The sequence below is a fragment of the Puniceibacterium confluentis genome (genome assembly GCF_007923445.1).
GTDB classification, from domain to species: domain Bacteria; phylum Pseudomonadota; class Alphaproteobacteria; order Rhodobacterales; family Rhodobacteraceae; genus Puniceibacterium; species Puniceibacterium confluentis.
The window spans coordinates 1-21,256 of the sequence record NZ_VOJI01000018.1; the positions used below are offsets into that span (position 1 = coordinate 1).

General features: G+C 61.7%; 24 protein-coding genes, 1 tRNA gene and 1 pseudogene. 10 read left to right on the plus strand and 16 right to left on the minus strand.

Annotation, left to right across the window (positions count from 1 at the left end; translation table 11 throughout):
- Positions 1-81 precede the first annotated feature (81 nt).
- The 3 genes from FOY53_RS17315 to FOY53_RS17325 all read right to left on the minus strand — a co-directional run bounded on the left by FOY53_RS17315 (position 82) and on the right by FOY53_RS17325 (position 1,790).
- Complete coding sequence (locus FOY53_RS17315) at positions 82-627, minus strand: YaeQ family protein (RefSeq protein ID WP_146591191.1); 546 nt, start codon at positions 625-627, stop codon at positions 82-84.
- A gap of 327 nt (positions 628-954) precedes the next feature.
- Positions 955-1,455 (minus strand): SRPBCC family protein, encoded by a 501-nt coding sequence (locus FOY53_RS17320; protein ID WP_146591193.1) that lies wholly within the window; start codon positions 1,453-1,455, stop codon positions 955-957.
- Complete coding sequence (locus FOY53_RS17325; protein WP_146591195.1) at positions 1,452-1,790, minus strand: ArsR/SmtB family transcription factor; 339 nt, start codon at positions 1,788-1,790, stop codon at positions 1,452-1,454. The genes FOY53_RS17320 and FOY53_RS17325 overlap by 4 nt, the downstream gene beginning before the upstream one ends.
- Positions 1,791-2,125: 335 nt before the next feature.
- Here FOY53_RS17325 and FOY53_RS17330 point away from each other — a divergent pair, with 335 nt between their 5' ends.
- From FOY53_RS17330 to FOY53_RS17345, 4 genes are all read left to right on the plus strand, one after another.
- Positions 2,126-3,640 carry a sensor histidine kinase gene (locus FOY53_RS17330; protein WP_246107451.1) on the plus strand — a complete coding sequence of 505 codons (1,515 nt, stop codon included), beginning with the start codon at positions 2,126-2,128 and terminating at the stop codon, positions 3,638-3,640.
- A complete protein-coding gene (locus FOY53_RS17335) occupies positions 3,637-4,245 on the plus strand; it encodes a response regulator transcription factor (protein ID WP_146591197.1) in 609 nt (202 codons plus the stop codon). Before FOY53_RS17330 ends, FOY53_RS17335 begins: the two co-directional genes overlap by 4 nt.
- A 91-nt stretch (positions 4,246-4,336) precedes the next feature.
- Complete coding sequence (locus FOY53_RS17340; protein WP_146591199.1) at positions 4,337-4,819, plus strand: GlcG/HbpS family heme-binding protein; 483 nt, start codon at positions 4,337-4,339, stop codon at positions 4,817-4,819.
- A gap of 57 nt (positions 4,820-4,876) precedes the next feature.
- Positions 4,877-5,542, plus strand: coding sequence for an ankyrin repeat domain-containing protein (locus FOY53_RS17345; RefSeq protein ID WP_146591202.1), 666 nt, complete (start codon positions 4,877-4,879; stop codon positions 5,540-5,542).
- Positions 5,543-5,623: 81 nt separating this feature from the next.
- Here the strand turns inward: FOY53_RS17345 and FOY53_RS17350 are convergent, their stop codons facing one another.
- The 9 genes from FOY53_RS17350 to FOY53_RS17390 form a co-directional block, all read right to left on the minus strand.
- The gene (locus FOY53_RS17350) at positions 5,624-7,105 is read right to left on the minus strand and encodes a chlorohydrolase family protein (protein WP_246107452.1); all 1,482 of its coding nucleotides are present in this window, start codon (positions 7,103-7,105) and stop codon (positions 5,624-5,626) included.
- Positions 7,102-8,307 carry an amidohydrolase family protein gene (locus tag FOY53_RS17355; protein ID WP_146591206.1) on the minus strand — a complete coding sequence of 402 codons (1,206 nt, stop codon included), beginning with the start codon at positions 8,305-8,307 and terminating at the stop codon, positions 7,102-7,104. Before FOY53_RS17355 ends, FOY53_RS17350 begins: the two co-directional genes overlap by 4 nt.
- A gap of 12 nt (positions 8,308-8,319) precedes the next feature.
- Positions 8,320-9,060 (minus strand): aspartate/glutamate racemase family protein, encoded by a 741-nt coding sequence (locus tag FOY53_RS17360; protein ID WP_146591208.1) that lies wholly within the window; start codon positions 9,058-9,060, stop codon positions 8,320-8,322.
- Positions 9,057-9,692 (minus strand): flavin reductase family protein, encoded by a 636-nt coding sequence (locus FOY53_RS17365; RefSeq protein WP_146591210.1) that lies wholly within the window; start codon positions 9,690-9,692, stop codon positions 9,057-9,059. Before FOY53_RS17365 ends, FOY53_RS17360 begins: the two co-directional genes overlap by 4 nt.
- Positions 9,693-9,696: 4 nt before the next feature.
- Positions 9,697-10,734, minus strand: coding sequence for an ABC transporter ATP-binding protein (locus FOY53_RS17370; protein ID WP_146591212.1), 1,038 nt, complete (start codon positions 10,732-10,734; stop codon positions 9,697-9,699).
- Positions 10,731-11,696 carry an ABC transporter ATP-binding protein gene (locus tag FOY53_RS17375; protein WP_146591214.1) on the minus strand — a complete coding sequence of 322 codons (966 nt, stop codon included), beginning with the start codon at positions 11,694-11,696 and terminating at the stop codon, positions 10,731-10,733. The genes FOY53_RS17370 and FOY53_RS17375 overlap by 4 nt, the downstream gene beginning before the upstream one ends.
- 9 nt (positions 11,697-11,705) lie before the next feature.
- The gene (locus FOY53_RS17380) at positions 11,706-12,629 is read right to left on the minus strand and encodes an ABC transporter permease (RefSeq protein ID WP_146591216.1); all 924 of its coding nucleotides are present in this window, start codon (positions 12,627-12,629) and stop codon (positions 11,706-11,708) included.
- A gap of 10 nt (positions 12,630-12,639) precedes the next feature.
- On the minus strand, positions 12,640-13,626 hold the full coding sequence (locus tag FOY53_RS17385; protein ID WP_146591218.1) for an ABC transporter permease: 987 nt from the start codon (positions 13,624-13,626) through the stop codon (positions 12,640-12,642).
- A gap of 61 nt (positions 13,627-13,687) precedes the next feature.
- Positions 13,688-15,259: an ABC transporter substrate-binding protein gene (locus FOY53_RS17390; protein ID WP_146591220.1), complete on the minus strand. Its 1,572-nt coding sequence runs from the start codon at positions 15,257-15,259 to the stop codon at positions 13,688-13,690.
- Positions 15,260-15,383: 124 nt separating this feature from the next.
- On the opposite strand from FOY53_RS17390, the gene FOY53_RS17395 reads away from it, so the two are divergent.
- Both FOY53_RS17395 and FOY53_RS17400 read left to right on the plus strand, forming a co-directional pair.
- Positions 15,384-16,154, plus strand: coding sequence for a GntR family transcriptional regulator (locus FOY53_RS17395; RefSeq protein ID WP_246107453.1), 771 nt, complete (start codon positions 15,384-15,386; stop codon positions 16,152-16,154).
- Between the two features lie 2 nt (positions 16,155-16,156).
- On the plus strand, positions 16,157-17,539 hold the full coding sequence (locus tag FOY53_RS17400; protein ID WP_146591222.1) for an amidohydrolase family protein: 1,383 nt from the start codon (positions 16,157-16,159) through the stop codon (positions 17,537-17,539).
- Positions 17,540-17,610: 71 nt separating this feature from the next.
- On the opposite strand, the gene FOY53_RS24220 is transcribed toward FOY53_RS17400, so the two are convergent.
- The 3 genes and pseudogenes from FOY53_RS24220 to FOY53_RS24230 form a co-directional block, all read right to left on the minus strand.
- Entirely contained in the window at positions 17,611-17,748 is a 138-nt protein-coding gene (locus FOY53_RS24220; RefSeq protein ID WP_439332549.1) for a transposase, read from the minus strand.
- Between the two features lie 91 nt (positions 17,749-17,839).
- Positions 17,840-18,061, minus strand: a pseudogene (locus FOY53_RS24225) (IS5/IS1182 family transposase); the annotation flags it as partial.
- On the minus strand, positions 18,058-18,405 hold the full coding sequence (locus tag FOY53_RS24230; RefSeq protein WP_439332550.1) for a transposase: 348 nt from the start codon (positions 18,403-18,405) through the stop codon (positions 18,058-18,060). The gene FOY53_RS24230 and the pseudogene FOY53_RS24225, both read right to left, overlap by 4 nt.
- A 160-nt stretch (positions 18,406-18,565) precedes the next feature.
- On the opposite strand from FOY53_RS24230, the gene FOY53_RS23455 reads away from it, so the two are divergent.
- Positions 18,566-18,751 (plus strand): hypothetical protein, encoded by a 186-nt coding sequence (locus FOY53_RS23455; protein ID WP_146591224.1) that lies wholly within the window; start codon positions 18,566-18,568, stop codon positions 18,749-18,751.
- A gap of 260 nt (positions 18,752-19,011) precedes the next feature.
- On the opposite strand, the gene FOY53_RS17415 is transcribed toward FOY53_RS23455, so the two are convergent.
- Positions 19,012-19,101: transfer RNA gene (locus tag FOY53_RS17415), tRNA-Ser, on the minus strand.
- 172 nt (positions 19,102-19,273) lie between these two features.
- Here FOY53_RS17415 and FOY53_RS17420 point away from each other — a divergent pair.
- The 3 genes from FOY53_RS17420 to rpmA all read left to right on the plus strand — a co-directional run bounded on the left by FOY53_RS17420 (position 19,274) and on the right by rpmA (position 21,215).
- Positions 19,274-20,083 carry a DUF2059 domain-containing protein gene (locus FOY53_RS17420; RefSeq protein WP_146591226.1) on the plus strand — a complete coding sequence of 270 codons (810 nt, stop codon included), beginning with the start codon at positions 19,274-19,276 and terminating at the stop codon, positions 20,081-20,083.
- Between the two features lie 214 nt (positions 20,084-20,297).
- Positions 20,298-20,933 carry a 50S ribosomal protein L21 gene (locus tag FOY53_RS17425; protein ID WP_146591228.1) on the plus strand — a complete coding sequence of 212 codons (636 nt, stop codon included), beginning with the start codon at positions 20,298-20,300 and terminating at the stop codon, positions 20,931-20,933.
- 12 nt (positions 20,934-20,945) lie between these two features.
- Positions 20,946-21,215 carry a 50S ribosomal protein L27 gene (gene rpmA / locus FOY53_RS17430; protein WP_146591230.1) on the plus strand — a complete coding sequence of 90 codons (270 nt, stop codon included), beginning with the start codon at positions 20,946-20,948 and terminating at the stop codon, positions 21,213-21,215.
- Positions 21,216-21,256 lie beyond the last annotated feature (41 nt).

The following is a 21,256-nucleotide window of genomic DNA, read 5'->3' on the forward strand; positions in this document are numbered from 1 at the left end:
CAACAGCAGGCCGCATGAGGTCAGAAATCAATACACGGATTCTTCCAAAGACTGGAGGAGAGCTGGGTCGCAGGTCACAATCTATGCTGCGCCCTTCCATGTGTCGGGCGTGACGTAGACGACGCTGTCATCGACGCTGACCATTACCTCGCCGTCCTGGATATTGACCTGGAGCTTCATTGCGCGGTTGGCCAGCTTTGCCAAAGCGGCGGTGTCGGCCTCCGTGAAATTGATGACCTGCAAATTGTCAAAACGGGTGGTGCCGTTCCTGACCTTGTCCCACCACAGTTCGGCAACCCTGCCGCCATAGGGATAGACAATCACCTTTGAAGCTTTGCTGCTGGACTGACGCATGACCTTCTCGCTCGGAAGTCCAAGTGTCACCCATACATCGATCTCGCCGCTCAGGGTTTTCTGCCAGATATCGGGCTCGTCGTCCGTCGACAGTCCTTTGGTCATTTCCAAATGCTCATGGGCGTTCAGGGCAAAGGCGACGACGCGCACCATCAGTCGCTCGGCCGTTTCCGAGGGATGCTTCGCAACGGTCAGTTTGTGAGTCTCGTAATAATGGCGATCCATGTCAGAGATCGACAGCTCGATTTTATAAATGGTGGCATTCTGCGCCATGTTCTGTCCCAATCCTTCGAGGATCGGATTGCCTACCGCGTCCGGTGATCCTTGGGAAGCAAATACAGGGCCGCAAACAACCAGGCGGCGACAATACGCATCAAGATGGAGGGTCTAATGCCTGCGCTGAGCGGTAGCCGTTCCCGCGCGTTGACCGCCGTCGGCCCGGTGCGGAGTTCCAGGTAGCGGTTCGTGCCGTTGTGCGGCTTCACCGAACCGGCCGTTCGTGCATCGCGCAACGTTTTCGACAGGTAAAGGTCGCTAGAGCGGACAGAGCGGACTTTTGAACGTGCCGTCCCAAGGTCCGCTTTGGCTACAACTCCTGCTTTAGCTCAGTTTCGCAAGCAGCTTGTCGAGACTGGAGAGGGTGGCTTTCATGCCCTCCTTCATGCCCATGTCGATCACCTGTTGCAGCGCTTCGGGCGTCTCGTAGGTCGAGATGATCTGGACGAGCGTGCGCGGGGATGCGTCCTCGAACGTCACGTCCCAGATTGACACGGGCATGTCGCGATTGATGCTGCCGTCCGCGTCACTGAAGGCGTCTTGCGCGCGATAGCCGTCCTTCGGCGTAATGCTCTTATAGTCAAAGCGAACCCAGTGTTCATTTCCGTCAGGATCGACCATGGCGAAATGCCAATGCCCACCTTCCTCAAATGCCATGGATTTGGTTTTGGCCGTGAAAGGTTCGGGAGCGAACCACTGGTCCAGCAGTTCCGCCTTGGTATAGCAGTCCCAGACCAAATCCTTGGATGCGTCAAACTCGCGCCGGATGGTAAGTCGATTGCTCTGCATGTCCGCCTGAAAGCTGAAGTGGAGATCGGGTTTCATTTGTCTTTTTCCTTTAGTTGTTTGAGCAGTTGATCGAGTTTCCGGTAGCGCGAAGCCCATTGCTGGCGCTGTTCCTTGAGCCATTCCTCGACAGCCGCATATGTTTCTGGATTGAGTTCACAGGTTCTGACGCGGCCTACCTTTTCGGTGGTGATCAGGCCCGCGTTCTCCAGCGTGCGGATGTGTTTCATGAACGGTGGCAGTGCCATATCGAAGGGCGCGGCCAGATCGCTGACCGAGGCCGGGCCATCGCCCAGCCGTCGCAAGACCGCCCTGCGGGTGCTGTCCGCGAAAGCAAGGAAGATGGTATCGAGTTCGGCGCCATTCTTATCCATAAGGGTAAGTATAGGCCGAGTCGTTAGTTACCTCAAGGGGTAAGTGTCTTCTTGGAGTTGTAAGGAGGCGATACCGGCCATTCATGTCCGCCGCAGCATCTGCCGCTTGGGGCTCGAAGCTGCCGTTCACTGCGATCTGCATAGAGGTCCGGCATGGGCCGTTCGCTTCCTTCAGCACCAAGGCTGCCAAGCGGATCCAAAGAGGGTAGGCCGTTGTATTGCAATAAAGAACGCTCTTGCAAGTGGTGAGCCAGTTTCGAACCTCATGCAGACCGTTTCGCGAAGACCGTAGAAATACGGATTGGTGATCGCTCTTGCATCTGCGATGAAAATGCATGGCGTCTTCAAGATCACATGACATCTGGCAGTACCTGGGAATATGGGTTCTTGCCATTGCATTTTCGCTGGGTGTGTTGGCATTTATTGAACGCCAGAGTTTGGTGCGCGAGCTCACCACCAAAAGCGCCACGCTCCACCGCCTGGCGTCTCAACGTGCGGATCAGCATGATGCCCACCTGACGTCATTGTCCGCCATATTCCTGGCCGGTGGCGTCGCGCGTCAGGATCTTTTTTTGGACGTGGGCGCAACGATCATGCGGTTTTATCCGCGCATTGCCTCCGTGAACGTGATCCCGTTTGATCCCTCGGATCCAGTCATTCCATTGAAGCCGGGCCTTGCAGGTGAGGATACAGCATCGGTGGTCGAGATGGCCCGCAGCTCGACCGGCGCACTGCAGGTGAAACAGCTGCAGGCCCGGCCTGACCACTATATGGTCGTCAAGCGCACGCCCAATACCGATGCGGCACAGCATGGACTGGTGCTGGTCATTGATGCGCGGGCGCTTTTGGCGACCGAAGATCCTTTTTGGCAGAAGCCATCTGTTTCCCTGCGGTTGCTGACGCCAGACGGTCAGGCTGCGCTGGTGGGGCAGCCTGCGCAAGAAGCAGCGGGGTTTTCGAAGCCTTTGGGGAGCGAGTCGCAACCCTTCATACTGCAAACCGCACTTGCCATTCGTTTTGCAGACGTGCTGCCGCTGGAAAAAGCGCTGACTGCAGTCATGCTGGTATCCGCTCTGCTTTCTCTGACTGCCCTCGGATTGCACCAACGCGCGCGCACCGAAGAGGCCGAAAACCGGGCCAGGCTGAGCGCACAGGAAACCAGATTGGCGCATGCCTCACGCGTCAATGCGATGGGTGAGATGGCCAGCGGCATGGCACATGAATTGGCGCAACCGTTGACCGCGATCCTCAGCCAAGCGCAGGCCGGTCGGCACTTGTTGCGCCGCGGGGATGCTGACCGTCTGGGCGCAGTGCTGAATGACACCGTCGCGCAGGCGCAGCGGGCGGCGGACATCCTCGAGCGTCTGCGGCGCTGGAGCAAACCAAACCGCGCCCAATCGAAACCCTGCGCCCTTCATGAGGCCGCTCGATCGGTGCAGCGCCTGCTGGCACTGGAGGCAAAGAGCCGAGACGCTACGATTGTGCTGTCGCTTCACGAGGCACCGCTTCTCGTCGATGCGGACCCGGTCGAGCTGGAGCAGATCATTTTCAACCTGGTCCGAAATGCTCTTGATGCCTCGGACGGGGCAAAGGTCACGATCCGGACCGCTGCCGACGCGGGGTTGGCCATCTTGGATGTCACCGACAACGGGCCGGGCGTCCCCGAGCAGATTAGGCCGCGTCTTTTTGAGCCATTTGTCACCGGCAAACCGGATGGCACGGGGCTTGGGTTGGCTCTGTGCCAACGCCTGGCCGAGCAGATGGGGGGGGAAATAGTGTACCTGTCCGATGCCGCCCAGACCACCTTTCGCTTGTCCTTGCCGCTTTCAGCCCCGACGGTGGCAGCATGAATAATTACGTCTATTTGGTCGATGATGACGAGGCCGTGCGCAGCGCCCTGACGCTTTTGCTCGAGACTGTGGGACTGACTGTGCGCAGCTTTGCCTCTCCTGACGCTTTCCTGAGCCAAGCCGCGACACTGTCGCCAGGGTGTTTGATCCTGGATATTCGCATGCCCGCAATCTCGGGTCTGAAACTGCAAGAAAAACTGAACCTGGAAGGGATGATGTGGCCCACTGTCATCATCAGCGGCCATGGTGATATCGAAGCGTGCAGACGGGCATTTCGCAACGGTGCGATTGATTTCCTCAGCAAGCCCGTTGACGAACATGATTTGATAGACGCGATCCAGAAGGGCCACGCAGAGCTGGAAAGGCGCGAGCAGGCCTCAGCTGAACGCGCCGAAGCCGTTGCCTTGGTTCAACACCTTTCAATGCGTGAACAAGAAGTCCTTGGGATGATCGCGAAAGGTCTGACCACAAAACAGATCGCAGATGCGCTCGGCCTGTCCCCGCGTACGGTTGAGAGCCACCGGGCAGCGATTGCCGTCAAGGCGGGCACGTCTTCGGCGGCCGAGTTGACGCGATACTGGCTGGAGGCACAGGCCGACCCGTAGAACTACGGATATACCTGCGAAGGCTACGAATGTTGCGATCTGCTGCCTGGGATTAGAACCGGAGTACCAGTTCAACAAAAGGAACCTTCCGATGATCCGTTCACTCACCCTCGCAGCCACGCTTCTGGTCCCCGTCTCGACGTTCGCCCAGGACTTGCCATCGGCCCCCTATCTTCCGCTCAATATGGCGACACAAGCAGCCCAAGCCGCAGTCGATGCCTGCGCTGCCGAGGGCCACAACGTCAGCGTCGCGATTGTCGCACGCAGCGGCGTGACCAAAACGATCCTGCGCGCTGACAATGCAGGCCCACACACCGTTGGTTCGAGCACCGGCAAAGCCTTTACGTCTGCCAGCATGGGCCGCGACACTGCCGGTTTGGCCGGCTTCATCGGTGCAAACCCTGAAAACGGTGGCCTGCGCGACATGGACAGTCGTCTGGTCATCCAGGCGGGCGGTCTGCCGATCAAGATTGGCGGCGCGTTGGTTGGCGGCATCGGTGTCGGCGGCGCACCATCTGGTGCCATTGACGAGACATGCGCGCGCGCCGGTCTTGACGTTATCGGCGCTGAATAAGGTAAACATGGCCCGCCTTTCAAGGAGGCGGGTCACTGCAATTGAAAGGTGTCCCCAATGCTTCGTTCCCTTATCGCCGCCGCCGCACTGTCACTGAGTGCCGCCGCTCACGCACAGACCGCACCATCCGCGTCCGACATTGCGTCATACAGCGGCTTGCATCTCGCGGCCCACGAAGGGCGGGTGGAAGACGTCAATAGTCTGATAGCAGCAGGCGCCGATCTGAATGTCCGAGATCGCGCCGGGCGTACGCCAGCACATATCGCTGCTTTTGCCTCGCATGACGACACCCTTGCGGCACTTGCAAAGGGCGGGGCAGACATGAATGCACTCGAAAATCGGGCCTACGACGTTTTGACCATTGCCGCAGTGGCGAATGATCCCGAAATGGTGTCTCTTGCCATGGAGTTGGGCAACAAGCCGGACCTCGTTACAAGCGTTTACGACGGCACCGCACTAATCGCTGCTGCGCATCTTGGTCACCACGAGGTCGTTGCCCGCCTCGTCGCTGGTGGCGCGCCGCTCGATCACGTCAATAACCTCAAATGGACCGCCCTGATCGAGGCGGTGGTTCTGGGGGATGGGGGGCAAGATCACATCAAGACGGTAGAAATACTCGTTAAGGCAGGAGCCGATAAGACCATCCCTGATCGCGACGGGGTCACCCCGCTTCAGCATGCTATGGAACGCGGCTATGAAGAGATGGTCATGCTTCTCAAATAACCATTGGGGCAAAACGAGCCGCTCTGTCCCCGCCATGGCGGCTCGTTGAATCTCGAACGACCTTTCCGTCCCTCAATCACCTCACCCGACTGCAGGCGCACCACCACGCAGAGGATAACTTGTCGGGAAAATCTCTTCTACCGGCGGGTGAAACAACGTCCTATCGGGATATTGCGCAACCATCCGATCGAATTGCGTCTGGGCCTGCTGGTGGAATGCAGCCTCATCAACCCCCGGAATTGCGCCGTCACGCATAACAAAACGCCCGGCGATCATCACGTCCGAGACATCCCGGCCAGAGCCGTTGAGCAACAAGGTCTGTATCGGGTCAATGCGCTGGCCGATATCCGGAGAATCCAGTCGGATCACGTTCAAGTCTGCCGCACAGCCGGGCGCCAGCCGCCCCAGGTCCGGCCGATTTAGTGCCGCCGCGCCCCCCAGGGTTGCCGCATCGTAGAAATCGGCGGCGCTGACGCAGGTCGGATTGCCCTCTGCAATCCGCGCGGTCATCACGCCAAGCGCCATGTTCTGGATCATATCGGCAGGGTGCGTGTCCGTCCCCATGCCGATGGTCACCCCAAGATCGCGGAAGCGCGCGAAGGAGTGCAGGACTTTGCCGCCGCGTGCCATCACCAATGGGCAATGTGCAAGTGCGGCACCGGAATTCATCAGAATGTCATGGTCGGGCGCATCATGGGTGACCCCGTTGATGCCCGAGAGAAACAGCCCGTGCGGCAGGATCGTGGCGGGCGCAAAGAAGGCGGTATCGCGGAGCAGTTCCAGCGGGCTCTTGCCATGCTGTTGCAGCACCAGATCATATTCCAGTCGCGACTGGCAGCAATGCAGGCGGATCGGCACGTCATGTTCCCGGGCGGCGGCACCGCTCCGGCGCAGCAGATCGGGCGTGCAGGTCTCGATCCTGTCTGGGGCCAGCATGGTGCGGATCAACCCGCCGTGGGTGTCTTCGTGTCGAGCGACAAAGGCTTCGGCTTCTGACAGACCTGCCAGCCCGCGTGGCTCGTCGTAATGAAAACCGACCTGCTGATCTGTATCGACAACCAGATTGCCGCTGCGATAGGCGGGGCCGAGGTAGACTCGCAAGCCGAGGTCAGCTGCCGCCTCTGCTGCCGCGTCAAACTCCTCCGCCGTCTCGCCCCACGCGCGGTAGAACAGCGAAGCGATGGGCAGGGCGGTGGTGATGCCGTTGCGGATCAATCGGGTGAAGGCATAGCGTTTTTGAAAGGCCAGTTCTTCGGGCGTATACATCTCGCGCGGACCGGCCTGCATGTAGCTTTGCGGCCAGACCCGGCCCTTCAGTTCGGGCGGATGGTTGTCATAGCCCAATACCGTGGTGTCGAGGTCGGCCAGCGCGTCAAGGTCGATGAATCCCGGCCCGATCAGCGCCTCGCCGAAGTCTATCGTTTCTGCCACGTCGCCGTCGAAGTCATGACCGACGAACAGCACTTTCTCGCCTTCAACGACAACAGTGCCGTTGCGATAAAGGCAGTGCCTGCCCTCCGCATGGCCGACCACCCAAGCCGCCTTCAGGGCGGTACGCTTCATGCTGTTTGCCATGCGCTTGCCGTCTCCCCATTGCAGGCCACGATCTGCCCGCCCGAAAGGACAAGCCGACGCGGCGGGCGCAGGGTAATCGCCTCGGACAGCGCCTCGACATCCACCAGCACAAGATCGGCACGGCTGCCTTCGATGAGGCCGTAATCCTCCAACCCCATCACCCGAGCCCCGTCAGTGGTGCAGGTGTCGAACGCCCAAGCGACCTCGACATCGGCGCGGAAATTGTTGCGCAGGCCGACGAGCATCGCCCGCTCCAACATGCAGGCGTTGCCGTAAGGGGTCCAGGTGTCGCGGATGCCGTCGTTGCCCGCGCAGATCGCGATGCCACGCTCGCGGCAGGCCGCGACCGAAGGCACCGGGCGCGAGGCGGGCGCAGTGGTGGCCAGCGACACTTCAAGTGCTGCGATCCGGTCAAGCAATGCGGCGACCCGCGCCTGATCGTTCATGCCAAGGCAGAAGGCATGGCTGACCGTCACCTTGCCCTGCATCGCCAGCGCCTCGGTCCGGTCAAGGATCATCTCAAGGCTGAATGCGCCCATTTCACCCGGCTCATGCAGGTGAATGTCGATCTGTTTGCCGTGTTTTTCAGCCAGCCCGAAAATGGCATCAAGCTGCCCCTTGGGATCACGGTCAATGCCGCAGGGGTCCAGCCCGCCGACAATCTCGGCCCCATCGCGCAGGGCCTGGTCCATCAATTCCAGCGTGCCGGGGCGAATCATCATGCCCGATTGCGGGAAGGCGACGATCTCGATCTGCATCACCTCGGCATAGCGCGCCCGCGTTGCTGCCACCCCCTCGAACAGGCTCAACCCGTGGTCGGTGTCGATATCGACATGGCTGCGGATCGCCGTCGTGCCCTTGGACAGCGCCAGTGCCACCTGCCGCGACGATTGGCGCTCTGCATCCATGTCCAACTCGTGGCGCAACTGGCGCTCGGTGTCGATCATCTGCCGGAGGCTCTTGCCCTGCTGGTGTGGGTGCCAAGGCATGCCCCAAAGCGTCTTGTCGAGATGGGCATGGGCATCAACCAGTCCGGGAAGGGCGAGCGCGCCGCCGCAGTCTTCGACGGTTACATCCCCGCTCGGCATGACGCCAGGGGCGATCCGGGCGATGCGCCCGGCTTCGATCAATACGTCCACATTCGCCCCGCCCATCGGGCGCAGGTTTTTCAGCAGCAGTGGCTTGGTCATATTTCGTCCAGTCTATCGGGTCAGGTGGGCGACGCGCGGTTGCGCCTCGGCGGCTAGCTTCACGCGGGGCAGGGCATAGGCGCCGGTTTTGCTGGTCAAAAGTCCGGTGGCGGCCAGCCCGACAGCCATGCGGATGGCAAAGCCCACGCCGTCGATCACCGGCACCCCGGCATCGCGGCCCAGTTGCTCCAGGTGTGCGCTCATGCCCGCGCAGCCCAGCACCACGGCCTCGGCGCGGTCTTCCTCGACCGACTGGCGGATCTTGCGGGCGATCAGGGGCAGGGTTTGCATCGGCGCGAATTCAAGGTCGAGCACGGGAATGTCGGCGGCATGCACAGCGCAGAGCGCCCGACCACAGCCGTAGCGATCCCCAAGGTCTTCGATGATCGGCACGGCGCGGGGCAGGGTGGTGACAACGGAAAAGCGCTTGGCGATCCGGCCCGCCGCGATCAGCGCGGCTTCACACAGGCCGATCACCGGCCCCATCGCCACAGCGCGTGCGGCATCAAGGCCGGGATCGTCGAAGCAGGCGATCACATGGGCCACGGCGCCCTGTGCTTCGGCGGCGATAATGGCGTCGAGCATCGCGGGCACGGCGCGGGCTTCATCGGCATAGCCTTCGATGCTGGGCGGTGTGCCGCGCGCGGTGGCTGCCATGATCTCGATCCCCGGCCCGGCGTGGGCGCGGGCGGTGCGGGCGATGGCTTCGGTCATCCCCACGGTCGAGTTTGGATTGATAAGGTGGATTTTCATGGGGCGGCTTTCCGTTTCACGCCAGAGGGAGGCTGGGCGGGGGCCTTCAGCTCGAACTGCCGGTTAGAGGTGATGTAATTGTCAGCATGTAGCCGCGCGATTGGCTGGTAGTTCTCGGGCCGTACATAGCGGCCCGCGTCATCGAGGCAGTTGTCGCGGACATGCATCTGCACGACCCGGCCCAGAATGATCTCGCGCCGCTCATAGCGAATGGTCTCGGCCACGGCGCATTCCATTGCGCAGGGGCTTTCCGCGATCCAGCCGCCTTCGATCTGGCTGGCGGGCGTCATGGTCAACCCGGCGGTGGCGATCTCGTCCACATCCGGCTCATAGCTGATGCCGCAGGTGATCATCGCCCCGGCCAGCGCCATGTCGACCATATTCACGCAAAAGCTTTGCCGCGCGTTGATGTTGTTCACCGTGTCCTTGACCGTGCCATCTGGCCGGGTCTGGATGCCAAGGATCACGATGGGGGGTTCCTGCGAGAAGACGTTGAAAAAGCTCATGGGCGCCGCGTTGGGCACCCCGTCGGGGCAGAGCGTCGTGACCAGCGCGATGGGACGCGGGGCCACGAAGCTCGACAGCAGGCGGTAGCGGTCGCGTTCGGGCAGGGTGGTGAAGTCAAACTCCATTCCGCTATTCCGCCGCCAGCCGCAGCCATGGCGGCAACCGGCCTTCGTCCGCCGCGTGGCAGGCGGATTTCTGACCGCCGCTGCGCAGGTTCAGCTCTGGTGCTGCGCCGCGACAGATGTCATTCGCCAGCGGGCAGCGCGGGTGGAAGGCGCAGCCGGGTGGGGGGGAGATCGGGTTGGGCACTTCGCCGGCCACCGGGGTCCGCTCGGTGCCGCCGACGGTGAGTTTGGGCACAGTTTCCATCAGCAGGCGCGTGTAGGGGTGCTGCGGGTTCTCAAAGATCTGCTCTTTGGGACCAACCTCGACAATCTTGCCTAGATACATCACCGCCAGCACATCGGCCATGTACCAGACCACCGCCAGATCGTGACTGATGAAGATGTAGCTCATGTTGAACTCATCCTGCAGGTCTTTCATCAGGTTGAGGATCTGGCTCTGCACGCTGACGTCCAGCGCCGAGGTCGGCTCGTCACAGATCAGCAGTTCGGGCCGTGTCGTCAGGGCGCGGGCGATGGAAAGGCGCTGGCGTTGGCCGCCCGAGAATTCATGCGGAAACTTCTTGGCGTCGGCGGGGTTCAGGCCCACCTGGCTCAGCAGTTTTTCCACCTCGCGTGTCACATCGGCGCGGGTCTTGCAGATGCCGAAGTTCTTCAGCGGCTCGCCGATGATGTCGCGCACCCGCCAGCGCGGGTTGAGCGAGGCATAGGGGTCTTGAAAGATCATCTGCATCCGGCGGCGCAGTGCGGGGGGATTGCCGGGGGGCAGATGGGTGATGTCTGTTCCTTCAAATCGGATCGCGCCCGCGCTTGGGGCATGCAGCCCCATCAGCAACCGCGCCACGGTGGATTTCCCGCAGCCGGACTCGCCCACCACGGCAAAGGTCTTGCCGCGCGGCACGTCAAAGCTGATGTCGTTCACCGCCGTCAGGATGCGGCGCGGTCGGCGTTCGATCAGGCGGTTGAGGAACGGCTCGGACACGTCGAAGCGTTTGGAGATATTCTGGACGCTGAGGATGTCGTCCGGTGCGATTTGCGGGGTCATTGCGTCTCTCCATAAATGTGGCAGGCGACTTGGCCGGTGCCGGCACTTTGTGGGACGGGGCGAATGCTGTGGCAGTGGTCCATCGCACGCGGGCAGCGGGGGGCAAAGGCACAGCCGGGCGCGGGATTGCGCAGGCCAGGCATGGCACCCTCGATTTGCGTGAGCCTCCGGTCCCGGTTGCCGATCTGCGGGATCGAGGCCATGAGGCCGCGCGTATAGGGGTGCAGCGGGTCTTCGATGACTTGGCGGACGTCGCCGATCTCGACCAGCCGTCCGGCATACATCACCGCCACGCGGTCGGCGGTTTCCGCGATCACGCCCATGTCGTGCGTCACCAAAACGACCGCCGTGCCGTTCTCGCGGCAGAGCCGCTTGAGCAGGGCCAGGATCTGCGCCTGCACGCTGACGTCGAGCGCCGTTGTCGGCTCATCCGCGATGATCAGCTTCGGCTCGGCACAAAGCGCCAGCGCGATCACCACCCGTTGCCGCATCCCGCCTGAAAACTGGTGCGGGTGCTGGTCCAGCCGGGTTTCGGGGGCGGGAATGCCCACCTCGGCCAGCCATTCAACGGCGCGTTTGCGGGCGGCTTTCTGATCAAGGCCCAGATGCACGCGCATCGTGTCGATCAGTTGGTCACCCACGGTGTAGACCGGGTTGAGGCTGGTCAGCGGGTCTTGAAAGATCGCGCCGATTTCCTTGCCCCGGATGCGGCGCATCTTTTCGGGGGGGAGATTGTCGATACGCTCGCCGCGCAGCCGCACCTCGCCCGAGCGGATCAGGCCGGGTGGTTCGATCAGCCCGGTGATGGCCGCGCCCGTGATCGACTTGCCCGCACCGGATTCACCGACCAGCCCGAGGATTTCGCCTTCGTCGAGGTCAAGGCTCAGCCCTTTGACCGCTTCCAGCGGGCCGCGGCGGGTGGGGAATTCGACAACGATATTGTCCAGTTCAAGAAGTGACATTCGGTTACCTCACCGCAATTTGGGGTTAAGCGCATCGCGCAGCCAGTCGCCCAGAAGGTTCACCGCCAGCACGAGGATCGCCAGTGCTGCGGCAGGGAAAACGACGACCCACCAGATGCCGGAGAACAGAAATTCATTGCCGATCTGGATCAGCGTGCCCAGCGACGGTTGGGTGGGCGGCATGCCGACACCCAGAAAGCTCAGCGTCGCTTCGGTCAGCACCGCCATGCCCAGGTTGATCGTGGCAATCACCAGCACCGGGCCAAGCACGTTGGGCAGGATATGCTTCATCATGATCGCCACTTTGCCGGTGCCGAGGGTGCGCGCTGCTTCGATATATTCCTTGCGCCGTTCCACCATGGTCGAGCCGCGCACGGTACGGGCGTATTGCACCCAATTGGTCAGGCCGATCGACAGGATCAGCACGATCAGCGCCGACTCTGCCTGCGCCGAACTGGGGAGGGCGCCGCGCAACACGCCATTGATCAGCAGTGCCACAAGGATGGGCGGGAAGCTGAGCAAGACATCGGCGATCCGCATCAGCACCGCATCGACGATACCGCCGAGGAAGCCACCGAGCAGACCGAGGGTTACCCCCATCACGGCCGCAAGGATCACGCTGGCGAACCCCACCAGCAGCGAAATTCGCATTCCGTGCATGATCGAGGAGAGCACATCGCGGGCCTGTGTGTCGGTGCCGAGCAGATAGGCGGTATTGCCGCCCTCGGCCCAGAATGGGGGCAACTCGCTGTCAAAGAGGTCCAGCTCGGCGATATCGAAAGGGTTCTGCGGCGCGATGCTCGGCGCGAAGATCGCCGTGAGGAACATCGCCAGCAGTACCAGCGCCGAGATGACAGCCACCCGCGACTTGCGGAAACTGTAGGAGATATCGCTGTCCCAGACGGAGTACAGCATGGGCACGAAGTTTGACATATTCTGCTCCTCAGACGCCGCGCGCGGGTTTTTTCTCGGCCCGCAGGCGCGGGTCGGCCACATTGTACAAAAGGTCGACCAGCGTGTTGATGACGACAAAGATGAAGGACACCAGCACCAGGTAGGCGGCCATCACCGGCACATCGGTAAAGTTCACGGCCTGGATGAACAGGAACCCCATACCCGGCCATTGGAAGACCGTCTCAGTGATGATGGCAAAGGCAATCAACCCGCCCAATTGCAGGCCAAAGATCGTCATTACCGGGATCAGCGTGTTCTTCAGTGCATATTTGAAATGCAGCATCCGGTTGGGAATGCCCCGCGCCTTGGCGAACTTGATGTAATCGGTCCGCAGTACCTCCAGCATCTCGGCGCGCACCAGCCGCATGATCAGCGTCATCTGGAACAGTGCCAGCATGATCGCGGGCAGGATCAGCGCCTTGAGGCCGGAGACGGTGAGGAAACCAGTTGTCCACCAGCCCAGATCAACCACCGTGCCCCGGCCAAAGCTGGGCAGCCAGCCCAGCGAGACCGAGAAGACGAGGATCAGCAGGATGCCGGTCACAAAGGTCGGCACCGAGATGCCCAGAAGCGAGATCACCTGTAAACCTTGGCTCAGCCAGCCGCGCGGGTTGAGCGCGGTGTAGATGCCCAGAGGGATGCCAAGCGCCAGCGCGAGGCTCGCGGCGACCAGCACCAGTTCGGCGGTAGCGGGAAAGCGTTCGGCCAGAAGGTCCGACACGGGGCGGTTGTTGCGGTAGGATTGGCCGAAGTCACCCTGCGCGGCATCGACGATGAATCGTCCATACTGGACCACTACCGGGTCGTTCAGCCCCATTTTCTCGCGCATCTCGGCGCGGTCCTGAACGGTGGCGTCTTCGGGCAGAAGGTTGGAAATCGGGTCGCCCAGAAAGCGAAACATCAAGAAGGCGATCGAAGCGACGACGAGCATCACCAGCGCGGCCTGAATGATGCGGCGGATAAGAAAGGCAAACATGCTGGCCTCCGGCTGGCAGGGGAAGGACGGCGGGCGCGGTCATCACGCCCGCCGCGACAGGTCACTCGATCCGGGCGAGCCAGAGGCGCGGCTTGTCATCCGCGGTCTGGGGAATCTTCACGGCGTCACGGGCGGCCCAGGACAGCGGCTGCGCGTGCAGCGGCAACCAAGCCACTTCCTCATCGGCAATGCGGAAGGCTTCGGCCATCATCTCGAGGCGTTTCTCGGCGTCGAGTTCCGTGGCCACAGCCTTGGTCAGGCGGTCGACCTCGGCGTTGGAATAGCCGCCGGGGTTCCATGTGCCCATCTGCCCACCGGGCGTGTGCAGCATGGCCGAAAGAACCGAGTAGCCGTCGAGCATTGGCAGGGTCGCCCAGCCGAGCATGAACATATCCGTTTCATTGGCGCGGGCGCGCTCGAAGTGGATCGCCTTGGTCTCTGCCGTAAGGTCCACCTTAACGCCGACCCGTGCGAACATCGCCGCCAGCGCCTGACAGATCGCCGCGTCGTTGACGTAGCGGTCATTCGGGCAGTTCATGTTCAGGCTGAAACCCTCGGGGTAGCCCGCATCGGCCAGCATTTTCCTGGCCAGGTCGGGATCATAGGCGGGGATCGCATCGACACCTTCGTCAAAGCCCGGCACCTGCGGGGCGACCAGCCCGCCAAGATTGCGGGACTTGCCGCGCATGATCTTGTCGCGCAGCAGGTCATAGCTGATCGCATGGACCAGCGCCTGGCGCACTTCGACCTTTTGCAGCGGATTGCCTTCTTGGTTGGGGTTGTTGGATTTGTCGGACATGTTGATGCCCATCATGATCGCGCGCAGGCCGGGCGCTTCCAACACATGCATTCCGTCGGTGGATTCGATGCGCTTGGCATCCTGCAGGGGCGAGGGGAAGATCATGTCGAGTTCACCCGACAGCATCGCTGCCACCCGGGTCGCGTCGGAGTTGATCGGGTTCAGCTCAATGCGGGTCAGGTTGTGCTGCGGCTCGTCCCACCAATCGCCGTTGACCGTCAAAACGGTCTGCGCGTCGGGGGTGCGGGATTCAAAGCGGAAGGGGCCAGTGCCATTGGCGTTTGACGTGGTGTAGCCTTCTTCGCCCTTCTGCGCGTCAATCGGGTCCAGCGCGTCATGCTCTTCCAGCCAACCACTGTCGAAGATCAGCACGTTGGTCAGGAAGTTGTTAAGCAACGGGTTCGGCCCGTCGAGCATCAGGTCGACGGTCATGTCATCAACCATCTTGGCATCGACCAGCCCGGCGATATTTCCGCGAATGGGCGAGTCTTCATGCGCCGCGCGTTTCACCGATGCCACCACATCCTCGGCCGAGAAGTCCTGACCGTCGTGGAACTTGATCCCCTCGCGCAGCGTGTAGCGCACGGTGGTCTCGTCGATCTGCTCCCAGCCTGTCGCCAGGGCCGGCTCGATCTTGAGGTCCGCGTCATAGCGCACCAGCGCCTCATAGACGTGGTTGAGGAACGAGACGGTAAAGCTGTCCGTCATCGAATGTGGGTCCAGCCCGTAAAGATCGCCGTTGGTGCCCAGCCGGAATGTCTCGGCTTGCGCGGCGCCGGCACAGGCCAGCGCCAGTGCCGAGGTAGCGGTGAATAATAGGTTGCGCGGTGTCATGGTTGTCTCCCTGTTTCTGTCGCCAAGCGGGCTCAAGGGGCCTGCATTTCAGCAACTGGAGAAAAGCTGGCACAATTCGTTTTTTCTGTCTACAATTATTGTTAACAATTTTTGCAAACATTAAATGCTTGCGCTTCTGGCCTCCCATCGGCGACAGTTGTGCGACGTAAGACCCGGAGAAATTATGGTTGGGGATAAGCAGTTGCTGAAAGCCAAGCTCACGGAAAAGCAGATCTATGAACGGATTTGGAAATCCATCGCCGAACGCCGCCTGCCGCCCGGCACCCGCCTGAAAGAAGAGCGTCTGTGTGAAATCTTTGGCGCGAGTCGCCCGAGAATCCGCCGGGCGTTGGACCAGTTGACCCATGATGGGCTGGTCAGCCACATCCCCAATCGGGGGGCGTTTGTGACCACGCCCTCGGTCGAAGAGGCCCGCGATGTCTTCTTCACCCGGCGGGTGGTGGAACGGGGCGTTATCGAAGCGCTCAGGAAGCATGGCGCCCAGGACAAGCTGGCGGTGCTCGAAACCCATATCGCCGAGGAGCGCGAAGCCTTGGCTGAGGGCGATACCGCCCGGATCATCCGCCTTTCCGGTGCCTTTCACATGCTGCTGGCCGAACTCGCGGCTTCACCCCTTCTCGCCGATATCCTGCGCGACCTTGTGTCAAAAAGCACCTTGGTAACGGCGGTTTTCCAGCCGAAATGCGACACGCAATGTGGCCCGGATGAACATGCCGCCATCGTCGCCGCGCTGGCGGCAGGGGACTTTGACACTGCCAAGACTGCGATGGATGAACATCTGCAGGAAGCGGAAAGAACGTTGAAACTGGAAGCGTCAAGCGAAGGCAACGCCTTGCAGGACGACGTCCTCGGCATCGCCTTGAGCGGGGGTTGAGAATGGCTATTCATGCGATCACCAACACCACCGCCATCACGATGGACCCCGCCCGGAGAGTGCTTGAGAACGCGACGATCCTTTTTGAAAATGATCGCATCACCGCCGTTGGTTCTGCTGATGAGGTGGCCGTGCCGGAAGGGGCTGAGCGGATCGGGGGGGCGGATATGATCACCCTGCCGGGGTTGATCGACAGCCATGCCCATGCCGGACACGGTTTGACACGCAACCTTGGCGGCGGCGACGGTGACGCGTGGTTCAAGGCCTGCGAAGACCTCTATACCCGCGGGTCTACCCCCGGATTCTGGCAGGCCGAAGCGCGGCTTTCGGGGCTTGAGCGGCTCAAGGCGGGGATCACCACCTGCACCATGCTGCTCGGCGGCGGAGCTGATCATTACCGCACCGATACCATCGAGGCAGGCGATCTGCACTGTGCCGCCACGCGAGAGATCGGCATCCGTACAATGCTCGCTGTTGGGCTGAACCGACGGCCATTCCCCAGGACCTACCGCAGCCTCGATCTCAGCCAGGATCTTACCCTTTCATTCGAAGACCAACTCGCGGTTTGCGGACAATTGGCAGACACGCATGGCGATCTGCTGGGGGAAGGCACCGGCATCTGTCTGATCATGCCGGTCTATTCTCCTGCTGAATTCGCCCAAGACCCGGATGAAATCCGCCAGATGTGCCGCGCGGCGATGGATTTGCGCGAAAGGCAGGGTCTGCTGTTTACCCAGGACGGCCACCGCGAAGGCTCCATCGCGCTGGCCGAAGATCTCGGCATTCTCGGCCCGTGGGCCTACCTCTCTCACTCGGTCGACCTCACCCCAGAAGACATGGCCGCCGCGAAGCGCAGTGGCGCGTCTATCGTGCATAACCCGTCGGCAATCATGTCCATCCTTGGCCGCTGCCCCGCGCCAGAACTGCGCGACATGGGCGTGACCGTCGCCTTGGGGTCAGATGCGGCGGCCCCGGATCGCGGATATGACATGTTCCGGCATATGGCCCAGTGTTTGCACTACCACCGCCGCCACTTCCGTGATCCTGCAGTGATGATGCCGCTCGATGTTCTTGAAATGTGTACCATCCACGCGGCAAGGGCGATTGGGCTGGAGGATGAGTTGGGCTCACTTGAGCCGGGCAAAAAGGCCGATATCGTCATGCTCGACCGCCGCAAGCCGCATCTCTACCCGCCGATGATGCCACTGACGACAGTGGCACAGTTTGCCAACGCGGCAGACGTGGATACCGTGATCGTGAACGGTAACATCCGCATGCGGCACCGGAAGACCGATCTGGACGAAGACGCAATCCTCGACGCTGCGACGCGGGAGTTACAAGCGGCTGTCGCGCGCTGTAGACTGACGCATCTCTTGGTCGAGTAGAGGCTGCATCCGCTGTCCTGCCACGGGAATTTTCCTCCACCGCCGATTAGAGTCCGCCCTCGGATCAGGCCTCATAGCCAGTAGATGACGAGTGCAGCGAGGGCGATTGCGGAGAGGAAGACTTCGGGGCAGCGGTCATGGCGGGTTGCGACACGCCGCCAGTCCTTGAGCCTGCCGAACATGATCTCGATCACTGCCCGGCAGTGCATTGCGCAGCAATGTCACGAGAGGGTTGCGGCGTGTGCAGCGCCGCTTGTCGTATCGGATTGTAGTCTTGCGTTGCTTGCGACCCGGGATGCAGGCGCGTATCCCGCTGTCTTTCAACGCTTCTCTGAACCAATCAGCGTCATAGCCGCGATCCCCAGGCAGCCAGACGACATCCGGCAGGCTGCTCGGCAGTGCTCGGGCACCGATGTAGTCGCTGACCTGACCGGCGGTCACGAACAGATCGAGCGCACGTCCCTGGCTGTCGCAGATGGCGTGCAGTTTCGTGTTCTTGCCCCCCTTGGTTCGACCAATCAGGCGACCGCGCCCCGCTTTTTGATGCCCGGACTGGACGCCGTTCGATGAGCTTTGCGGTAAGTGGCGTCGATCATGACCGTCGTCTGTTCGCCGTGATCAGCAGCCAGACCGGCCATCATCTGGGCAAAGATGCCCTTGTCACTCCAGCGTTTCCACCGGTTGTGGAGCGTTTTGTGCGGGCCGTATTCCCTCGGCGCGCCACGCCACCGTAAGCCGTTGCGATTGATGAAGATAATCCCGCCAAGCACGCGCTTGCCATCGACGCGTGGCTTGCCGTGGGATCTGGGAAAGCAGGGCTCAAGACGCGCCATCTGCGCGTCGGACAACCAGATCAGATCAGACATGTTCACCGATCATTTTTTGAGCCGTGAATCACGCAACGAAGCGAAAATCAATGGGTCCTGAGCCTAGTAAAACGAAGGTTTGAAGGCGTTGAATGCTGTCAATCGCTTAAGAGCGGCCCCCAGATGCAAAGCCAGGACAAAGACAACCGGCAATTGCTGCATGTCGCCTGCCGTACGTGGGTGGCACGTCTGCCGGATGCACGGCGCGCGCGGCGGTGCCCCGACCGGCGCAGCCAATGGTGCTTGGCGACATGGCGAGCGGACGGGTGAATCTGAACAGATCCTGCGCGAATTGAAACGGCTAATGGATCTGGCGCAGGATGGCTTGAACACCCTGACCCGCTGAACCGGGAGGGGGCGGGCGGATCCTAATGACCATGCGCGCAGGGACCGGATCGGACTGCACTTCGCGGGCATGCACATTCCTGAGAACCGACGCAGGCCAGGGGGGCGCATCTCTGTTACCCTTGATCCGGGACCGCCCGGGGTAGCAAAATTCACGCGCGGGCAGTTCGGAGGAAAAAAGCCGAACGCAATCCCAAGCGTTTATTCTATGTGGGGCAAGTGTGGGTTAATTGCCTTTTAGCCTATGAAATCAAAGGCAAGTGGCGGAGAGACAGGGATTCGAACCCTGGGAACCCGTGAAGGCTCAACGGTTTTCGAGACCGCCCCGTTCGACCACTCCGGCACCTCTCCGCGGGGGTCTGGTGGGTGCGTTTAGCCTCATGCGGGGGGCGGGTGCAACAGGGAAAATGCGCAAATGTGCAAACTCCTCCGAAGGATCACGGCGACGTGCCCCGATACGGCTTGGAAATGGACGGCAGGGGGAATAGCTAGGAAGGAAACGCCGCAAAAGGACCACCGTCACATGTTCGCGAGAATCAGCGCCTTCGCAATTGCAGCCGTCATCGCGTGCCCCGCCTGGGCGACGCCGTCCGACGACCTGCTGACCGCGCTTGGGGTCCGGGAGATTGTCGATGTCATGCGCGCGGAGGGCCTGGATTATGGCGACGAGCTGGCGCGGGACATGTTGCCCGGCGGCAGGTCCAGCGCCTGGTCTGCGGCGGTGTCGACGATCTATGACACCGACTGGATGTATGAGACGGTGCGCACCGAATTCGCGGCCACGCTGGGTGACGAGGACCTCAGTCCCTTGCTGGCGTATTTCACCTCTGAAGAGGGTCGCCGCATCGTTGAGCTGGAACTGGAGGCGCGGCGGGCGATGGTCGACGCCGATGTCGAGGACATGGCGCGCGCGACGTTCAGCGACCTGGACGGCAGCGGGGACAAGCGGCTTGAACGACTGGAGGCCTTTGTCGAGGCCAACGATCTGATCGAGGCAAATGTGACCGGGGCGCTGAACGCCAGTTTCAAGTTTTACTCCGGGCTGGTCGAAGGCGGCGCGCTGGAGATGTCCGAAGCCGAGATACTGGCGGACGTCTGGGCCCAGGAGGACGAGACGCGCGAGGATACCCGTGAATGGCTGTACGGCTACCTGCTGCTGGCCTACGGACCGCTCAGCGACGACGTGCTGGAGGGTTATATCGACCTGTCGTCCTCACCTGCGGGGCAGTTGATGAACCGGGCCTTGTTCGCGGGGTTCAACACGATGTATGATGACATCTCCCGCCAGCTGGGCCATGCTTCGGCGCTTCAGATGCAGGCGCAGGAACTCTAGGATCGCCAGCGCCGCGGGGATTGGCTCCGGGAGGTGCTTGACAATCGGGGTCGGGCGCAACATAAGCGCGGCTCTCGGGCCGGAGCTTCTGCATCGGTCTCAGAGGTTATTGACATGACGCCCCCAGAGGGCGCGCTGTCCGAGGCGGCAAAAGCCGGGAAACACCTGCAGACGGGCAGGGGCCACAGGACGCGGCAGACAAAGGAAGACACGCATGTTTGCGGTGATGAAGACCGGCGGCAAGCAATACAAGGTTCAGTCCGGCGATACGCTTCGGGTGGAACGGCTTGCAGCGGATGCTGGTGAAAAAGTCCAGTTCAACGATATTCTGATGATCGGCGGCGACAACCTGACCGTGGGCGCGCCGTTTGTGGCGGGCGCCGCTGTACAGGCCGAGGTCATCGACCAGGTCAAGGGTGACAAGGTCATCCACTTCGTCAAGCGTCGCCGGAAGCACGGCTCGCAGCGCACCAAGGGGCACCGCCAGAAGCTGACCCTGGTCCGCGTGACCGACATCCTCGCCTCGGGCGGCGATTCGACCGGCATCAAGGTTGCGATCGGAACGGGCTCGGTGCCCGCGACGGTTCAGGCGGCTGCGCCGAAAGCCGAAAAGAAGGCCGCGGCACCCAAGGCCGCGCCCGCCGCTGCCGGTGGCGACGATCTCAAGGAACTGTCGGGCGTGGGTCCGGCGCTTGAGAAGAAGCTGCACGATGCAGGGATCACGACCTATGCGCAGATCGCGGCATGGAGCGAGGCAGACGTCGAGAAGTTCGGCGAACTGCTGTCCTTCAAGGGCCGGATCGAGCGTGAAGGCTGGATCGAACAAGCCAAAGCTCTGGCTGCGAAATAAGGAGACCAACCCATGGCACACAAAAAAGCAGGCGGTTCCTCCCGCAACGGGCGCGACTCTGCCGGTCGCCGCCTTGGCGTAAAACTCTTCGGTGGTCAGAAGGCGATTGCCGGCAACATCATCGTGCGTCAGCGCGGCACCAAGTTCTGGCCGGGTGAGGGCGTTGGTCTTGGCAAGGATCACACGATCTTCGCGATGACCGAAGGCGCCGTGACCTTCCACAAGGGCCTCAAGGGCCGCACCTTTATTTCGGTCCTGCCAGCGGCGGAAGCTGCCGAGTAAGCCGACCTTAAGGTTTCAGAGACATTAGGGGATCGGCAGAA

Bases quoted from the DNA above. Each gene is read 5' to 3' on its own strand.
- FOY53_RS17320 (WP_146591193.1), bottom strand. From the start codon at position 1,455: ATGAAACCCGATCTCCACTTCAGCTTTCAGGCGGACATGCAGAGCAAT.
- FOY53_RS17400 (WP_146591222.1), top strand. From the start codon at position 16,157: ATGGCTATTCATGCGATCACCAACACCACCGCCATCACGATGGACCCC.
- FOY53_RS17355 (WP_146591206.1), bottom strand. From the start codon at position 8,307: ATGACCAAGCCACTGCTGCTGAAAAACCTGCGCCCGATGGGCGGGGCG.
- FOY53_RS24230 (WP_439332550.1), bottom strand. From the start codon at position 18,405: ATGTCTGATCTGATCTGGTTGTCCGACGCGCAGATGGCGCGTCTTGAG.
- FOY53_RS17385 (WP_146591218.1), bottom strand. From the start codon at position 13,626: ATGTTTGCCTTTCTTATCCGCCGCATCATTCAGGCCGCGCTGGTGATG.
- FOY53_RS17375 (WP_146591214.1), bottom strand. From the start codon at position 11,696: ATGTCACTTCTTGAACTGGACAATATCGTTGTCGAATTCCCCACCCGC.
- FOY53_RS17315 (WP_146591191.1), bottom strand. From the start codon at position 627: ATGGCGCAGAATGCCACCATTTATAAAATCGAGCTGTCGATCTCTGAC.
- FOY53_RS17360 (WP_146591208.1), bottom strand. From the start codon at position 9,060: ATGAAAATCCACCTTATCAATCCAAACTCGACCGTGGGGATGACCGAA.
- FOY53_RS17380 (WP_146591216.1), bottom strand. From the start codon at position 12,629: ATGTCAAACTTCGTGCCCATGCTGTACTCCGTCTGGGACAGCGATATC.
- FOY53_RS17370 (WP_146591212.1), bottom strand. From the start codon at position 10,734: ATGACCCCGCAAATCGCACCGGACGACATCCTCAGCGTCCAGAATATC.
- FOY53_RS17335 (WP_146591197.1), top strand. From the start codon at position 3,637: ATGAATAATTACGTCTATTTGGTCGATGATGACGAGGCCGTGCGCAGC.
- FOY53_RS17325 (WP_146591195.1), bottom strand. From the start codon at position 1,790: ATGGATAAGAATGGCGCCGAACTCGATACCATCTTCCTTGCTTTCGCG.
- FOY53_RS17340 (WP_146591199.1), top strand. From the start codon at position 4,337: ATGATCCGTTCACTCACCCTCGCAGCCACGCTTCTGGTCCCCGTCTCG.
- FOY53_RS17330 (WP_246107451.1), top strand. From the start codon at position 2,126: ATGGCGTCTTCAAGATCACATGACATCTGGCAGTACCTGGGAATATGG.
- FOY53_RS17365 (WP_146591210.1), bottom strand. From the start codon at position 9,692: ATGGAGTTTGACTTCACCACCCTGCCCGAACGCGACCGCTACCGCCTG.
- FOY53_RS23455 (WP_146591224.1), top strand. From the start codon at position 18,566: ATGTCGCCTGCCGTACGTGGGTGGCACGTCTGCCGGATGCACGGCGCG.
- FOY53_RS17345 (WP_146591202.1), top strand. From the start codon at position 4,877: ATGCTTCGTTCCCTTATCGCCGCCGCCGCACTGTCACTGAGTGCCGCC.
- FOY53_RS17350 (WP_246107452.1), bottom strand. From the start codon at position 7,105: ATGAAGCGTACCGCCCTGAAGGCGGCTTGGGTGGTCGGCCATGCGGAG.
- FOY53_RS17420 (WP_146591226.1), top strand. From the start codon at position 19,274: ATGTTCGCGAGAATCAGCGCCTTCGCAATTGCAGCCGTCATCGCGTGC.
- FOY53_RS24220 (WP_439332549.1), bottom strand. From the start codon at position 17,748: ATGCACTGCCGGGCAGTGATCGAGATCATGTTCGGCAGGCTCAAGGAC.
- FOY53_RS17390 (WP_146591220.1), bottom strand. From the start codon at position 15,259: ATGACACCGCGCAACCTATTATTCACCGCTACCTCGGCACTGGCGCTG.
- rpmA (WP_146591230.1), top strand. From the start codon at position 20,946: ATGGCACACAAAAAAGCAGGCGGTTCCTCCCGCAACGGGCGCGACTCT.
- FOY53_RS17395 (WP_246107453.1), top strand. From the start codon at position 15,384: ATGCTTGCGCTTCTGGCCTCCCATCGGCGACAGTTGTGCGACGTAAGA.
- FOY53_RS17425 (WP_146591228.1), top strand. From the start codon at position 20,298: ATGTTTGCGGTGATGAAGACCGGCGGCAAGCAATACAAGGTTCAGTCC.